Below are 16788 nucleotides of genomic sequence, written 5' to 3' on the forward strand. Positions count from 1 at the left end.
TTTTCATTATATACTACCAGACCCCATATTTCAACATATTTCTTCCGAAACAAGCAGTTTTATTGTTATTTCGTCTGTTTTCTCATAATATGGATTTTCTTTTCCAGGTTTGTGATAGAGACTTCTCTTTTCGCACCCCCGAATTCTCCGTCAAGCACCCAGTCTATCGGTTCATCGGAGATGAGTTTCAAGGACCGTGTCCGAAATTTATGGACATATTCGTTGGGTTCTTCTTTTAAAAACATATAATTTATGATATTGGTAAAATCAAGAGCAGTTTTAGGTGACCGTATTAAAAGAACTTCAAATTCACCATCGTCAAGAGCCACATCCTGAGTGACAAGACCTTTAAAGCCTCCTACACTGATGGTATTGGTAATCATGCCAAAAATGAATTCTCCTTCCAGCGTAAGCTCATCACATTCAACCCGCATGGAGTAGGATTTAATAGAGGTCAGGCTCTTCATTCCTTCCAGCATATAAGCCTGATGACCCAGAACATTTTTCTTATCCTGGGGAGTCAGATAGGACACCTCTGTAAAGGCTCCAAACGCAGCGATGTAAATAAAATACTGATCTTCACAAAAGCCACCGATATCAATGGGAAAGGATTGTCCACAAACAGCAGCATCCGCTGCTTTTAGCATATCCTTGGAGATCTTTAAACTTGAGGCAAAATCATTGGTGGAGCCTGCAGGAATATAGCCAAGCTCCGGATACTGAGGCAGCTTCATAAGGCCACTGATGGTCTCGTTTAAAGTACCATCTCCACCGCTGCATACCACCAGATCTTTGTTTTTCCCATAGCGGTAAGCTGCTTCCCTGGCATCTCCCTGACGCTGTGTTACATGAACTGTCAGTTCATAACCGGCTTTCGTAAAAATATCCAGAATATCCACCAGCTTATTTCTGATCTGACCTTTTCCGGAACGCGGATTAAATATAAAAAGCATCTTCTTCATTATTATCACCTAATTAACTTTGTATACGCCTTGAATGCCCCAGGCAGGGAATAAGTTTTTTTTATTTCTTCGGGAGTGACCCACAGATAGTCACCTTTTGGTACTTCAGTCAGTTCCACCCGATAACCAGTCATATGCCATTCCACATGGCTGAAAATATGCTTTGCCTCAGGAAGAGGTGTAATCTTTGCCTCTTTCACGCCAAGAATATCCTTTATCTGTTCCTGGGGAATCCTTCCTTCAAGTCCCGGCAGCTCATATAATGAAGCCAGAAGTCCTGTGTCATCTCTTTTGCGGATCGCCACGCGTTCGTCCTTCGTCAGAATAAGAATGGTTCTATGCTCTGTTCTTCGTTCCTTTTTAGGAGCTTTTACAGGTATGACTCCTGTAAGATCCTTCTGCCTGGCTACGCATAAGGAAAAAAGAGGACAACTGCCGCAAAGGGGAGCGCCATTGGGCACACATACAATGGCTCCAACCTCAATAAGCGCCTGATTATAGGATCCTGGGTCTTCTCTTGGCATAACGCCTTTTATCAGCTCTTCCATATCCTTTTTTACAGACTGCTTTGTAATATCCTCCATACTTCCGGTCAGCCTTGATATGACTCGAAGTACATTGCCATCTACGGCTGGAACCGGGATCTGAAAAGCGATGGAGGCAATGGCTCCGGCTGTATAGGAACCAATCCCCGGAAGTGCTTTAAGCTCCTCATAGGATGACGGAAGCTTTCCTCCGTACTTCTCTACAAGAAGCTCAGCCGCTTTTTTTAAATTCCTTGCCCTGCTGTAATAGCCCAAACCTTCCCAAAGCTTTAGAAGACGGTCTTCTGACACTTCCCCCAGCGCTTCCACTCCGGGTAACGCTTCCATAAAACGGTCGAAATACGGCTTCACGGCTTCCACTCTTGTCTGCTGAAGCATGATCTCCGATATCCAGACACGATATGGTTCTGGATTTTCCCGCCATGGAAGAATCCTTCTGTTTTGGTGATACCAGCTTAACAGGGGACGGCCGGCTGCACTCAGACGTTCTTCCTTATCCATAGCCTGACCAGCCGGCTCTAAAACCTGTAATTTATCATAGAGGGAATGATTCATTATACATATCCATAAATTCCCCGGACAGACACTTCACCTGAAATCACATGTCTGACCTCTCCATCTGGCATCTCTACAAGGAGTTCTCCTTTTTCATTAATTCCCAAAGCTCTCCCTTTGTATTCACCGGATGGTTCAAGAATTCTTACTTCCTTTCCTGCATTGACCATATTCTTATTATAGACACTTATCAGCCGGGATAAATCACCCTGGCTGATAAATTCTTCATAATAATGCTCAAATGCTTCTAAAACTGCTGCAATCAGCTGACTTCTGACCACTTTCCCTCCTGTTTCAAGAAGCAGGGAGGTTGCCATGTCATGGACTTCCTGGGGAAACTCTTCCAGGTTCACATTGATTCCAATTCCAACTACCACGTAATGGATTCCTTCCAGCTCCGCACTCATCTCAGTTAAGATACCACAGAGTTTTTTTCCATTTGAAACAATGTCGTTGGGCCACTTGATTACAGGAGAAAGTCCGGTTACGGACTCAATACCGTCTCGAACAGCCAATGCAGCTACAAGAGTCAGCATGGAAGCTTTTGTGGGAAGAATATCGGGTCTTAATATCAGACTCATAAATATATTCTTTCCCGGAGGAGATACCCAGCTTCTGCCTCTTCTGCCTCTCCCTGCTTCCTGGGCATCTGCAGCCACAAGAGTCCCGCTGCCTGCACCTTCCTCTGCCAGACGCCTGGCTCTTAGATTGGTAGAGTCAATGGATTCATGAAAATCCACAACCCGGCCAAATTGACCTCTGATGCAGCTTTCTATCTCCGTTTTCGTCATTATATCACAGGATTCGAGTAAATGGTATCCTTTATTTCGCACTGCTTCGATTTGATATCCTTCTTCCTGAAGCTGACGGATCACCTTCCATACAGCCGTCCTGGAAACATGAAAGCGCTGGCATATTTCCTGACCTGAGATATATTCGTCACTTTCCTTTAAAAGTTTTAAAATCTCGGTTTTCAATTAATCACCCCCACCAGATGCTTACTGCACTGATCACTGCAAGGGCAAACAGCAGACACCCTGCAATTATGGAGGCGATGCCAGCCGCTTTTTTCCTTTTTTCCCTGCCGCTGAGCCTGATTCTGTAAATTCCGTTTATAAAGTTCAAAGCTCCTGCCAGAAAAAATATGACCGGGAACATCAGCATATTGTCTTCCGGATTCAAAAAAGAAATAACCGCCAGTACCACAATTAAGATTCCTACCACAATGTGTACAAGATCCACCATCATGGAAGCATTTCTCAAATTTTTTCCTCGTTCCTGTAAATACATCTCTATTCTCCTAACGTCGCCACCATCACTGCCTTAATGGTATGCATTCTGTTTTCCGCTTCATCAAATACTACCGATACACCGGATTCAAAGACATCCTCTGTCACTTCGTTGCCTTTTACCGCCGGCAGGCAATGCATAAATATAGTAGTATCCTTGCCTGATTTATTCATCAGTTCCTGATTCACCTGATATGGTTTTAAGAGTGCAACACGCTCTGCCGCCTTTTCTTCCTCTCCCATAGAGCACCATACATCGGTGTAAATAACATCTGCATCTTTTACCTTTTCACAGTCTTCTGTTAAGGTAATGGTGCTTCCGCTTACATCTGCATACCCCTGGCAAAGTTCCACCAGTTCCTTGTTTGGCCACAGGCATTCCGGTGCAAGAATGGTAAAATGAACTCCCATCTTACTCATACCAATCATCAGGCTGTTGGCCATATTATTACGTCCGTCTCCTGCATAAACAAACTTCAGTCCTTTTAAGTATCCAAAGTGCTCCCTGATGGTCAGAAGATCTGCAAGAATCTGAGTGGGGTGATAATCCTCTGTCAGACCGTTCCAAACCGGAACACCTGCATATTCAGCCAGAGCTTCCACTGTTTTATGCTTAAAGCCCCTGAATTCAATGCCGTCAAACATCCGACCCAGAACCCTTGCTGTATCCTCCACGCTTTCCTTATGACCCAGCTGTATATCATCTTTCCCCAGATATTCCGGATGAGCTCCTTCATCTACGGCAGCTACTACAAATGCACACCTGGTACGGGTGGATGGCTTTTCAAAAATAAGTGCAATATTCTTCCCTTTTAAAGAGTCTCCGGTCATTCCCTGCTTTTTCTTAGCCTTTAAATCCGCAGACAGATCCAGTAAGTACTGAATCTCATCCGGTGTATAATCCTTTAATGTTATAAAATTTCTTCCCTTCAGATTCATATGATTTCCTCCGTTAACTGTATTTTTATTCATTATTATAGTATATCATGTATATTCATGCAAGCTATATTTTTAAAAATACAAATTTATTAAAAGGAAGCCCCGTCTCCCAGGGAATGGATCTTTTTTCGGATTTCAAAAAGAAGTGCTTCTACGGTATAGATCCGGAACCGTTTCACTTTTAGCCGCTTTGCCAGGTCTTCTAAAAGACCAAGATACATATCCTTGTAGTCCCAGCCTTCTTTCAGTTTAAAATCCAAAGCAAGCTTGGGAAAAAGCGTCTCTGTAAATACCCGGTATCCGCTGAGAGCCTCCAATCCATTCTCACCGATCATATCCTTCATATACAGTTTTAAAAGTTCCATCTCAGACATCATCTTATCAAAATAATAAGGTTCTGTCCTTGGTGCATCAATATAATAGATCCGTCCGGCAAGGTCATATAAGAACCGCATAGCATCAAAGTAGCCCAGTGTTAAATTCTTTCTGGCCTGTTTCTTATCAAATTCCAATATTCCGCCAAGATCCTGTCTGGGAGCGATATGGTAGACTTTGGTTCCATCGGGTATCTTCACCACCCGTTCCTTATCAGCCCCCCAGCCATAAATCCGGATTACAATAATATCTTCATAACCATGATCAATCAACACATCCAAGGGGACATTGTTAAAACCACCCCCATCCATATACCGTTTTCCACCAAGCTTTTCATTTTTAAAAGCGAGAAAATAAGCACTTGCCAGAAGCATATCCTTAACTGTGCCCATTTCTCCCTTTCTTAAATCAACTACCAGCTCTTTTCGGTCGGAAACGGAATAAGTTACGGAATAAAGTTCTCTGTCAGAATCAACAATTCTCGCTTCATCCCCAACCACATTGGCAATCAGATCCTTCAGGGGAGTAATGTCAAATCCGCCGTCTTTAACAAGCTGGAAACCTTTGGCAATTAATTCCTGTAAATTCAAAGATTTAAAATCCTTCTTTTTCAGAGCTTCCATGGTTTCGTTGCTGACCGACATTACCTGAGAGTAATCGATGTTCTTCCAGATTTCCTCTGCCCGGTCTAAGTCATCCATGCAGATTAAGGCACCGTTTAAAGATCCGACAGACGCACCTGCAATCCCTTTTATCTTTACTCCCGCTTCCCGAAGTGCTTTCCACGCCCCAATCTGGTACGCACCTTTGGCGCCTCCGCCTTCTAAAACAAGCCCATATTCCCGGTTCAAATCAAGTTTAAGCTCCATAAAGACCCCCAACTTCCCGTCTTTGTCTGCAAAAACCGCAGCAAGAAGTCATAAGACATCCGCTGCGGTTAACTCATTCTTTGGGTAATTCAGTAATAGAGGAAACAAGTCCTGCCAATCCCTGAATCTCAGACGGTATAATGATTTTAGTTGCCTTACCATCAGCTGCAGCCTTAAACGCTTCCAGACTTTTAATAACAAGGACAGCCTGATCCGCTCCAGCTTCTTTTAACATGCGGATACCATCGGCATTGGCCTGCTGAATCTTTAATGTTGCTTCTGCCTCACCCTCTGCCTCACGGATTCTCTTTTCTTTCTCGGCTTCTGCACGAAGAATCGCAGCCTGTTTTTCAGCTTGCGCATCAAGAATTACTGATTCTTTTTTACCTTCTGCCACAAGCACCGTAGCCGTCTTTTCTCCTTCTGCCCTTAAGATTGATTCCCGTCGTTCACGTTCCGCCTTCATCTGCTTTTCCATGGCATCCTGAATGGCTGCCGGTGGCATAATATTTTTCAGTTCTACACGGTTTACCTTGATCCCCCATGGATCTGTAGCGATATCCAGAGTTTCTCTCATCTTCGCATTAATGGTCTCTCTGGAAGTAAGAGTCTGGTCAAGCTCTAAATCACCGATAATATTACGGAGAGTAGTTGCCGTCAGATTCTCAATTGCCATAATCGGATTTTCTACACCATAAGCATAAAGCTTTGCATCTGTAATCTGAAAGAATACAACTGTATCAATCCTCATGGTAACGTTATCCTTAGTAATAACCGGCTGGGGCGGGAAATCCGCTACCTGTTCCTTTAAATTCACTCTCTTTGCCACCCGATCAAGAAAAGGCAGCTTAATGTGCACACCTACTGTCCACGCATCCAGGAATGCTCCAAGCCGTTCCACAACAAGCGCCTGGGCCTGCGGAACAATTCTGATACAGGATGACAATATTGCCAGAATAATAACCAAAATAATAATAACTGCTGAAAATCCAATTGCTCCCATCTTACATTTCCTCCTGTTTCCTGCTTACAATCAACTTGACACCTTTAATTTCCTTTACTTCTACCATGGCTCCAACCGGATAGATCTTATCATCATCCTGAGCCCTTGCAGTCCATTCCTGTCCGTTCAAAACTGCAGCGCCCTTCCCTTCCGAATTATTAATCTCTGCTGTAACTCTGGCATATTTACCAATCAGGCTGTCCGTATTGGTCTTCACAGTATACCGGTTTACATATCGTAAGGCAAAGGGTCTGGTAAAAAACAAAAGTATAAAAGATACAATAACAAATATTGCGAGCTGCACCTGTGTATTAACACCAAATAAGGCTAATACAAATGCTACCAGTGCTCCTCCTGCAAACCAGATGGTAGTGAGCGCCATCGTAGCTGCTTCAATTCCAAGGAGTACCACAAAACCTATAAGCCAATAGATCGCTGCCATTATCTCATTCCCCTTCCCTGCCATATCAGGCAAAGCACCACGGCAAATCTATCCGTTGACACTATCATACTATATGTTCAGGCATTTCTCAACATTCCCGCAGTAAAAAGCCTGATTTTTTGAAAAAACTAACCTCTGCGCTGTCTTGCGGTTTCAAACATCAGAACAGATGCAGCCACTGCCGCATTTAAAGACTCCACACTTCCCATCATAGGAATCTTAATGTAAGCATCTGCAAGCCCTGCAGTATCTTCCATAAGTCCATTGGCTTCATTGCCAATTAAAAACCCTGTATCAACAGTATAATCTTCTTTTTCATAATTATTCCTGCCATTTAAGTGTGCTGCATACAACTTAATCCCTTTATTCTTTAACTGAAGAATGGAGGCAGCCAGATCATCTGTATAGGCGAACGGAACCCTGAAAACAGAACCCATGGTAGATCTGATCACCTTGGGATTATAGATATCCGCAGTGGTGCTGTTCATAAGCACTCCGGTGATTCCTGCTCCTTCTCCTGCCCTTATAATCGTCCCTAAATTTCCCGGATCCTGTATGTTTTCCAGAATCATTAAAAAAGCAGGTCCGGGGACACGGGTAAGATCCTCCAGGGTATAAGCATGCTGTTTTACAAGGGCTAAAATCCCCTGGGGCGTCTTTGTATCTGACATCACCTGGAATACCTCATCGGTAAGAACTTCATACTTCATTCCGTCTATCAGGTGTTTTCTCTCTTCTTCCTTTAGAAAGCTTTCCGAGACAAAGATGCTGTCAATCTGTTCACGGGGGATTTCCTTAAATATGCGAAGCCCCTCTGCCACAAATAATCCGCTTTCATTTCTGGCTTTGGCCTTCTTTATCAGGTTCATCACCTGTTTCACTTTCCCATTGGCACTGCTTGTTATCATATGGTACCTCTCTTTATAAATTATCCAGTTCTAAAAGCCACAGGCTGCTGACTGCATCACTTGGCATACGCAGATCCCCTCTTGGAGAAACTGCTACAGAACCCACCTTGGGGCCATCAGGCATACAGGAGCGCTTAAACTGCTGGCTGAAAAATCGTTTGTAAAATACCTTCAGCCATTTTAAAATGACTTCCGGTTCGTATTGCTTGGCAAAGGCAGCAAGAGCCATTCGGTAAACTTTGGAAGGCCGGGTACCGAATCTTAAAATCTGATAGAGGAAAAAGTCATGAAGCTCGTATGGTCCTACAAGGTCTTCTGTCTTCTGGGCGATTTCTCCATCCTTTGGAGGCAGCAGCTCCGGACTTACAGGAGTATCAAGAACATCCATAAGCACTTCCTTTAACGCTTCCTCCTCACAGGTATCGGCATAGTAACGAACCAGATGGCGTACCAGCGTTTTTGGAACTGATGCATTGACTCCATACATGGACATATGGTCTCCATTGTAAGTGGCCCAGCCAAGTGCAAGTTCAGACATGTCTCCGGTACCGATGACAAGACCTCCAAAGCGGTTGGCCAGATCCATAAGAATCTGGGTTCGCTCCCTGGCCTGGGAGTTTTCATAGGTAACATCGTGTTGGTCCGGATCATGTCCGATATCACGGAAATGAATGGATACCGCTTCTCTGATATTGACCTCTGTTAATTCTGCCTCCAGCTTTTCTGTCAGTATGCAGGCATTCTGATAGGTCCGGTCTGTGGTTCCAAAGCAGGGCATGGTGATTGCATGAATACGATTTCTGGGGATTTCAAGCATGTCAAAAGCCCGGGCAGTCACTAAAAGGGCAAGTGTGGAATCAAGACCTCCAGATATACCAATTACCACATCCTGGCAACCTGTATGTGCCAGTCTCTTTTTTAAGCCCATGGCCTGTATAGACAGAATCTCTTCACATCTGCGGTTTCGCTCTGCTTCTCCATCGGGTACGAACGGCCTTGGATCAATCCTTCTTTTTAAATCCAGCTCCACCTGTTCCATTGCAAACGGAATTACCAGATAATTCTCCCTGTCAGCTGCCGGAAACGTGGTCATTCGTCTCCTCTCATGAATGAGCCGTTCCAGATCCATATCTGCATAAATGGTTTCATTGCCGAACCGTTTTGATTCTGCAAGCAAAAGCCCGTTCTCGGCAATTAAATTCTGTCCCCCGAATACCAGATCCTGTGTGGATTCTCCTTCACCAGCATTGGCATAGATATAACCGCAGACAAGACTGGCAGAATGTCCGGTAATCAGACTTCTCCGGTAAAGATCTTTTCCAGTGGTTTCATCACTTGCAGAGCAGTTTACAATGACAGTGGCTCCTGCAACTGCATGGCGTATGGAGGGAGGATTCGGCACCCATGCATCTTCGCAGATTTCTGTTCCGATTACCAGGCCGGGGATATCTTTACAGGCAAAAAGCAGATCTGTTCCCATGGGGATTTCATATCCCTCCCAGGAGACCATAACCGGCTTTTTGTTTCCTGGCTCAAAATACCGCAGTTCATAAAACTCAGAATAATTAGGGAGATTAGTCTTTGGTATGAGTCCAAGTATTCTGCCGTTTTGTACTGCAGCAGCCGTATTATATAGCTTTCCGTCTCTCTCCCATGGCAGTCCGATAAAAGCAAGTAAGTCGCTGCCCTGGGTCTCTTTCACAATCACCTTTAACTCTTCTTTCGCTTTGGTAAGCAGAGCATCCTGTCCAAAGAGATCTGCGCAGGTATAGGCAGTAAGACATAGTTCAGGAAATACCATGATTTTTGTATTGCTCTCAATTCCCTCCCGGATAAGTCTTACAATATTTTCTCTGTTAAACTGGGGGTCTGCAACTTTTACGTCTGGAGTGGCTGCTGCAACCCTGATATATCCATGTTTCATTGACTTTTTTCTCCTATCTGTTCTTCTTTCCCTTTTGGTATCCATTTTGCCTTCCATGAATAGATACAGTCCATTCCCATGGTAGTAAGCCATGTTATAGGATAACACCACATCACCGCTTCAAAACTGGGGAAAAATGGTACCAGTAAATTAATATAAATCATTCGGAGGATACACATGTTTCCAACTCCGATGAGCATGGTCACCATAGTTCTTCCGCTTCCCCGAATACTGCCCATTAAGATCTGATGAATTGCCATGGTCCAGTAAAATGGAAGCAGAATCAGCATGGAGGAATAACCATATGCGATTACGTCCTGATCCGGTGAAAATACTCTTAAAATACGTTCCGCATTCAGATAAAGAATAATGGAAATAAGAATGGTATAAATCATACTGATTACAAGACCCTGAAATACACCCTGCTTCACACGCCTGGACTTTCTGGCACCGATGTTCTGTCCGGTAAATGTGGTCGCTGCCATGCAGAAACTTTGTAGTGGCAGCATGGCAAATCCATCAATCTTACTATAAGAGCCAAAACCTGCCATGGCAGCAGCGCCAAAACTGTTGATATTAGCCTGAACGATTACGTTGGATAGGGATATAATTGACTGCTGTATTCCGCTTGGAATTCCTATTTTTAATATCCTCGCCATCATGCGCCGGTCTATTTTTATTTTACTCAGTTCCAACCGGTAACTGTCATCGGTCCGAACCAGTGCTCTGACTGTAAGAAAAGCGGATACTCCCTGTGCAGCCACAGTCGCATAACCAACGCCTGCAGTTCCCATATGAAAAACCACCACAAACAAAAGATCGAGAACAATATTAATGACAGAGGAAATGCATAGAAAAATCAAAGGCCTCTTTGAGTCTCCCACAGCCCTCAGTACACCTGACCCCATATTATATACCAGATTAAACAAAGACCCACAGAAAAAGATCCGCAGATATGCAACGGAACCTGGCATAACCGATTCCGGAGTTCCCATTAAAACAAGGATAAGCGGGGATAAAAATAATCCAAGTGCAATCAGTAAAAAGCCCCCTATCATGCTTAATGCCATGGTGGTATGTACGGCCCAATGCAGTTTTTGCTTTTCATCTGCACCGTAATACTGGGATATTATAACTCCTGCTCCTGTTCCGATACCCATAAACATACCGATAATTAAATTAATCAGTGAATTGCTGGATCCTACAGCTGCCAGCGCATCACTGCCGATAAAGTTGCCCACTACGACTGAGTCCACCGTATTATAGAGCTGCTGAAACAGATTTCCAACCAGGAGCGGCAGGGAAAAGGCAAGAAGCTGTTTCCAGATTACACCTTCTGTCATGATCACCTGATTCGCATGCATTTTTTTACTCACAAATAATCCTCCTACTTTTTTCCAATCTCCCAATGAGTATTAGTATACATCCTTTTTCGACAATTTGGAAGCCGGATAATTTAAGGTTTACTTTTTAATCCCAATCGTGTAAAATATTTTAATATCCTACTAAACAGATAAGAATAATCAGGGGGGATTTACAGTGATGAAATTTTCTACCAAGGGACGTTATGCGCTCCGCATGATGATTGAGTTTGCACTTCGTCCCGGTGAATGCACGAAGATCAACCATGTCGCAGAGCGGCAGGACATATCTGACAAGTACTTAGAGCAGATTGTCACCATTTTAAGCCGAGCCGGATATGTGAAAAGCCGCCGGGGCGCCCAGGGAGGCTATTATCTTGCAAAAGACCCTTCCGAATACACCGTGGGCATGATCCTCAGGCTTGCGGAAGGCAGTCTGGTACCGGTATCCTGTATGGAAGAAGAAATTAATTCCTGCAGCAAAGCTGATACATGCGCCAGCATGATGGTCTGGAAGAAACTGGACAAGGCAATCTCTGATGTGGTGGACAGTATCACACTTGCCGACCTTGTCACAGAACAGAAGCGGCTGGAAGGAATAGAAGACTGACTAGTCCGTGATCAACAACAAAATCCGTTGGATTACAGAAGCATCTTAGCTCTGCAATTCAACGGATTTTAATTTATCTGTCAGATCCGGTCTGCAATTTCTTCAAACAAACGGGCCTTTTCACGAAAATAATCTCTTGCAAATTCATCGGCTTCCTGTAAGGCTTCTTTCAGTGTTCCTGACTTAAGTTCTACGGACACCGCTTCTATTCCAGCCTCTATTACCAGTATATAAACACCGTCTCCATGCGTCTGCATCTGCAGGCTGATATAGTGATGTTCTGCTTCAATACTCTTTCTGGCTGCTGCTCCCCCATCGCCATACAGGACCCACGTATTCTCATATTCCATCTGCGATACCCCTTTCTGTCTGAAACGCCAAAAGATTCTGTATTATTATAACACAGAATCTTTTGACTGACTACTATTTATCAACAAGGGATGCTCTCTGCAAATTTACGAATATCAGAAGCATTGGTGATTTTCTGGATCAGACCATCCTTAACTACCACAAGTGTGGGTGCCTGCATAATTCCAAGCTTATGAGCCAGTTCAGCATTCTCCTCTGCGTCCACTGTTTCATAATCCACATTCTGAAGGAACTGTTTTGCCAGCTTGCAGTTGGGACAGGTTTTCGTAGTAAATAAATATGCGCCTGCCGGCATCTCCGGTTTCTTATCTATTCCTTTTTCAGACTTCTGCTCCTGAGTGGCATTTTTAAGAACGGAACCGGTAATGTTATAGGTTGTACGGTTTTTATACTCCTGGGTCTTTCCCTCATTCCAGTTTTGTACCGGGCGGTAATAGCCGGTGATACGGCTGTAAACTTCTGCTTTTCTGCCGCAGACCGGGCAGACATGATGCTCTCCTGCCAGATATCCATGATCTGCACAGATAGAATAGGTAGGAGACAGGGTGTAATATGGCAGCTTATAATGATCTGCAATGGTTTTAACCAGCTTTGCAGCCGCTGCCCAGTCAGGCAGCTTTTCACCCAGAAATGCATGAAATACAGTTCCTGAAGTATAAAGCGTCTGAAGCTCATCCTGAATATCCAGTGCATCAAAAATATCGGCTGTGTAATCTACAGGCAGATGGGAGCTGTTGGTGTAATAAGGGGTATCTCCCTCATGACCAGCAGTCTTAATGTCCGGATAGTACTTCCTGTCGTGCTTGGCAAGACGATAGGTGGTAGATTCCGCCGGAGTCGCCTCCAGATTATAAAGGTCTCCATACAGCTCCTGATAATCAGATAGCCGTTCCCGCATATAATTTAAAACTGTTTTTGTAAACTGCTGTGTCTTTGTATCGGTTAAATCTTTTCCAAGCCATTTTGCATTAAGACCGACCTCGTTCATACCAATCAGCCCGATGGTGGAAAAATGGTTTTCAAAGCTTCCCAGGTAGCGTTTGGTATATGGATAGAGTCCCTGATCCAAAAGCTTCGTAATCACTTCTCTCTTGGTCTTTAAGGATCTTGCCGACACATCCATCATACGGTTTAAGCGTTTATAAAAATCTGCTTCATCTTTTGCCAGATAAGCGATCCTTGGCATATTAATGGTAACTACGCCAACAGAACCTGTACTCTCTCCTGATCCGAAGAAGCCTCCGGTCTTTCTTCTTAATTCTCTTAGATCCAGTCTGAGACGGCAGCACATACTTCTTACATCGCTTGGTTCCATATCGCTGTTGATGTAATTGGAGAAATAAGGTGTTCCGTATTTGGAGGTCATCTCAAACAACAGGCGGTTGTTCTCTGTGTCACTCCAGTCAAAATCTCTGGTGATGGAATAAGTGGGAATCGGGTACTGAAAACCTCTTCCGTTGGCATCCCCTTCGATCATGGTTTCGATAAAAGCCTTATTGACCATATCCATCTCTTTTTTACAGTCTTTATATTTAAAAGCCATCTCTTTTCCGCCCACAATGGCATTTAATTCAGCCATATCAGAAGGAACGGTCCAGTCCAGAGTGATATTGGAAAATGGTGCCTGGGTGCCCCAGCGGCTGGGGGTATTCACACCATAAATAAAGGACTCAATGCACTTTTTTACTTCCGGATAGGATAACTGGTCACTCTTTACAAAGGGAGCCAGATAGGTATCAAAGGAAGAAAATGCCTGAGCACCTGCCCACTCATTCTGCATAATTCCAAGAAAGTTAACCATCTGGTTGCAGAGTACGGATAAATGCTTTGCAGGAGACGAAGTGATTTTTCCAGAAATTCCTCCCAGACCCTCTAAAAGCAGCTGTTTTAACGACCAGCCTGCACAGTAACCGGTTAGCATGGATAAATCATGGATATGAATGTCTGCATTCCTGTGGGCTTCTGCTATCTCATGATCATAGATCTCTGAAAGCCAGTAATTAGCCGTCACTGCACCGGAGTTGCTTAGGATCAGTCCTCCTACAGAGTACGTAACGGTTGAGTTCTCTTTTACACGCCAGTCCTCAACTTTTACATAGCTGTTCACCACATCTTTATAATCCAGAATGGTGTTCTTCATATTCCGTATCTTTTCCCGTTGTTTTCTATATAATATGTAGGCTTTTGCCACATCTGTATATCCTGCATGTTCCAGTACATGTTCCACACTGTCCTGGATCTGTTCCACTGTAATCATACCTTCATTCATTTTCTCCTGAAAATCTGCCGTCACACGCAGAGACAGAAGCTCTAAAATTTCGTTATTGTACTCCTTTCCGGTTGCCTTAAACGCTTTTTTAATGGCTTCCGTGATCTTCCCCAAACTAAATTCAGCTTCTTCCCCATCTCTTTTCACTACCTGGATCATTAAACCTTTACTCCTTTCACAAAAACCGTTATGACTTTTTTAGCACACAGATGTATTATAGCAGAACAAAAAAGAAAACACAATATCTAGATTTTGTTTTTGTCCAAAATTCTAGATATTGTGTTTTTGTCATTCGTCAATAAATTCCCGGTTTTCTGCCAGACCAGCAAATAATTCTGCGGGCACGTAAGCGTTGACCAGTATTCCATCTTCTAAGTATTCTTCTTTTAAAAGCTGACCGTATTTACGGATCTGCTGGATCTTACCTGCATCTTTGTAAGAGTAGACTTTTTCCAGATATATTCTTCTGCTTCTAAGAATGGATTCCAAAAGGTTCTCCAGCTCATCAATCCCTTCCCCTGTACGCGCAGAAATCCGCACCTGAAAATCCGAAGAGAAATCTTTAAGCGTGTTATCAGGTTCGGCAGCATCGATCTTATTAAATACCGTAACCATCACCTTGTCTGTAACCCCTAACTCCCGTAACGTCTCGTAAACCACATGCATCTGGATCTCCATCTGTGGGTTGGAACAGTCCACCACATGAAGAATAATATCACTGTATTTGGCTTCTTCCAGCGTACTTTTAAACGCTTCAATCAGATGATGAGGCAGTTTTCTTATAAATCCTACCGTATCGGTCAATAAAATCTGCTGACCACCTGGCAGGCTTAAATTCCTTGTGGTTGGATCCAGCGTAGCAAACAGCTTGTCCTCCGCCAAGATCCCGGCATCAGTCATACGGTTTAACAATGTGGATTTTCCAGCATTGGTATAACCCACAATTGCAGCTACTGGCATATGATTTTTATCTCTCTGCTGTCTGGCCACCTCTCTGTGACGCTTCACATCCTCTAAATCAGACTTTAAAACACTGATCCGGTCATGAATCAGTCTTCGGTCTATCTCAAGCTTCTTCTCGCCCGGTCCTCTGGTACCGATTCCTCCGCCCAGCCTTGATAAGGAACTTCTTAGTCCCACCAGCCTTGCAGAACGGTACTTTAACTGGGCAAGCTCCACCTGTATCTTACCTTCTCTTGTGGTAGCTCTTGCTGCAAATATATCAAGAATCACCATGGTGCGGTCCATCACCTTAATTTGCAGTGCATCCTCTAAATTGCGCATCTGGGCAGGGGAAAGTTCATCGTCACACACCACTCCCGTTGCTCCAAGTTGGAAGGCTCTCTCCCGGATCTCATCAATCTTACCTTTTCCCAGATAAGTTCCCGGATGAATCCTCTCCCTGTTCTGTATGACCTTATCCACAGTAACAGCCCCAGCTGTTTTAACCAGCTCTTCCAGCTCATCTAAGGAGGCACTTACATCTGTGCCGTCTCCCGTACTCACTGCTGTTAAAATAACCTTTTCTTCTATCTCTTTTAACTCGATCAGTTCTGCCATTCCCTCTCCAAACTATCTAGATTCCAAAAATGTAATTTCCCGTTGTGCTTCCTCATCTGGCCCATGCGCTGAAACATACTGTTCCATGGTATCCAGTGCTTTCTTAAACTCTCCCTTTCGTTCATAAACTACGGCAATGTTAAATAACAGCTCCGGTACACCATTGGCTTCAGGTGCTGACAGTCCTTTCTGGAAGGATTCCAGGGCTCCATCCCAGTCTTTTTGTGCCATTTTGCACAAGCCCATTCGGTTGTAGATCATGGGTCCGGCCTCTCCTCCAGCTGCAGCACTTTCATAGAGCGTCATGGCATCCGATGCTGATCCTGCTTTTTCCATAGCTGCACCAGCTGCCATAAGAGCATTCATTCTTCCCGGGGCCTTGCCATTGGGATCAAGTTCATTGCTTCGGTTATAATCAGCAATGGCTCCGTCATCATCTCCTGCACCAGCTTTTGAAGCACTCCGCATATTATAATACTCCGGTTTATCCCCATCTACCTTGATCAGGATGTCATAGGTTCCTACAGCCGCCTCATAATCACCGGATAAATACTCTGCTTCTGCCCTGTATTTTAATACATCCATATCAAATTTTCCTACCAGACCCTTTTTCGAATCAATTGCCTGGTCAAATGACTGTATGGCGTCTTTGTAATTACCTTCACCCAGAGCCTTAATTCCATCAGCCCGGTAAGTGTACCGATTCTCTTTTTTGCCGCAGCCCGCTGACATGGTAAGAATCAGGGTCAGAACAATTAAAAGTGTTCCATATCCGGTTTTTCTTTTCATTTTAATATCTCCAACTTTA

16 protein-coding genes are annotated in these 16788 nt (G+C 44.0%); 1 reads left to right on the forward strand and 15 read right to left on the reverse strand.

Going from position 1 to position 16788, the window contains the following annotated elements; translation table 11 throughout:
* Positions 1–65 precede the first annotated feature (65 nt).
* The 11 genes from ACOAOT_RS11335 to ACOAOT_RS11385 all read right to left on the reverse strand — a co-directional run bounded on the left by ACOAOT_RS11335 (position 66) and on the right by ACOAOT_RS11385 (position 11175).
* A complete protein-coding gene (locus ACOAOT_RS11335) occupies positions 66–962 on the reverse strand; it encodes a diacylglycerol/lipid kinase family protein (RefSeq protein ID WP_420217056.1) in 897 nt (298 codons plus the stop codon).
* Between the two features lie 5 nt (positions 963–967).
* Complete coding sequence (mutY, locus tag ACOAOT_RS11340; RefSeq protein WP_420217057.1) at positions 968–2062, reverse strand: A/G-specific adenine glycosylase; 1095 nt, start codon at positions 2060–2062, stop codon at positions 968–970.
* Positions 2062–3039 carry a biotin--[acetyl-CoA-carboxylase] ligase gene (locus ACOAOT_RS11345; protein ID WP_420217058.1) on the reverse strand — a complete coding sequence of 326 codons (978 nt, stop codon included), beginning with the start codon at positions 3037–3039 and terminating at the stop codon, positions 2062–2064. The genes mutY and ACOAOT_RS11345 overlap by 1 nt, the downstream gene beginning before the upstream one ends.
* 4 nt (positions 3040–3043) lie before the next feature.
* Entirely contained in the window at positions 3044–3352 is a 309-nt protein-coding gene (locus ACOAOT_RS11350) for a DUF6637 family protein (RefSeq protein ID WP_420217059.1), read from the reverse strand.
* Positions 3353–3354: 2 nt separating this feature from the next.
* Positions 3355–4290, reverse strand: coding sequence for an ornithine carbamoyltransferase (gene argF / locus ACOAOT_RS11355; RefSeq protein WP_420217060.1), 936 nt, complete (start codon positions 4288–4290; stop codon positions 3355–3357).
* Between the two features lie 89 nt (positions 4291–4379).
* Positions 4380–5534: a patatin-like phospholipase family protein gene (locus ACOAOT_RS11360; RefSeq protein ID WP_420217061.1), complete on the reverse strand. Its 1155-nt coding sequence runs from the start codon at positions 5532–5534 to the stop codon at positions 4380–4382.
* A 73-nt stretch (positions 5535–5607) separates the two neighbouring features.
* Complete coding sequence (locus ACOAOT_RS11365) at positions 5608–6537, reverse strand: SPFH domain-containing protein (RefSeq protein WP_420217062.1); 930 nt, start codon at positions 6535–6537, stop codon at positions 5608–5610.
* A gap of 1 nt (position 6538) precedes the next feature.
* Entirely contained in the window at positions 6539–6979 is a 441-nt protein-coding gene (locus ACOAOT_RS11370; protein WP_420217063.1) for an NfeD family protein, read from the reverse strand.
* A gap of 128 nt (positions 6980–7107) precedes the next feature.
* Complete coding sequence (locus ACOAOT_RS11375; protein WP_420217064.1) at positions 7108–7887, reverse strand: TrmH family RNA methyltransferase; 780 nt, start codon at positions 7885–7887, stop codon at positions 7108–7110.
* Positions 7888–7900: 13 nt separating this feature from the next.
* Entirely contained in the window at positions 7901–9811 is a 1911-nt protein-coding gene (locus ACOAOT_RS11380; protein WP_420217065.1) for an NAD(+) synthase, read from the reverse strand.
* Entirely contained in the window at positions 9808–11175 is a 1368-nt protein-coding gene (locus ACOAOT_RS11385; RefSeq protein WP_420219416.1) for an MATE family efflux transporter, read from the reverse strand. The genes ACOAOT_RS11380 and ACOAOT_RS11385 overlap by 4 nt, the downstream gene beginning before the upstream one ends.
* 178 nt (positions 11176–11353) lie before the next feature.
* Here ACOAOT_RS11385 and ACOAOT_RS11390 point away from each other — a divergent pair, with 178 nt between their 5' ends.
* Entirely contained in the window at positions 11354–11782 is a 429-nt protein-coding gene (locus ACOAOT_RS11390; RefSeq protein ID WP_104438406.1) for an RrF2 family transcriptional regulator, read from the forward strand.
* An 80-nt stretch (positions 11783–11862) separates the two neighbouring features.
* Here ACOAOT_RS11390 and ACOAOT_RS11395 read toward each other — a convergent pair whose 3' ends face one another.
* The 4 genes from ACOAOT_RS11395 to ACOAOT_RS11410 all read right to left on the reverse strand — a co-directional run bounded on the left by ACOAOT_RS11395 (position 11863) and on the right by ACOAOT_RS11410 (position 16769).
* The gene (locus ACOAOT_RS11395) at positions 11863–12132 is read right to left on the reverse strand and encodes a hypothetical protein (RefSeq protein ID WP_420217066.1); all 270 of its coding nucleotides are present in this window, start codon (positions 12130–12132) and stop codon (positions 11863–11865) included.
* A gap of 80 nt (positions 12133–12212) precedes the next feature.
* Entirely contained in the window at positions 12213–14579 is a 2367-nt protein-coding gene (locus ACOAOT_RS11400; protein ID WP_420217067.1) for a ribonucleoside triphosphate reductase, read from the reverse strand.
* A 129-nt stretch (positions 14580–14708) separates the two neighbouring features.
* On the reverse strand, positions 14709–15980 hold the full coding sequence (gene hflX, locus ACOAOT_RS11405; protein WP_420217068.1) for a GTPase HflX: 1272 nt from the start codon (positions 15978–15980) through the stop codon (positions 14709–14711).
* Between the two features lie 12 nt (positions 15981–15992).
* On the reverse strand, positions 15993–16769 hold the full coding sequence (locus tag ACOAOT_RS11410) for a tetratricopeptide repeat protein (protein WP_420217069.1): 777 nt from the start codon (positions 16767–16769) through the stop codon (positions 15993–15995).
* Positions 16770–16788: the final 19 nt, after the last annotated feature.

Origin of the sequence: Lacrimispora struthionigena (assembly GCF_048627165.1) — a bacterium.
Lineage (GTDB): Bacteria > Bacillota > Clostridia > Lachnospirales > Lachnospiraceae > Lacrimispora.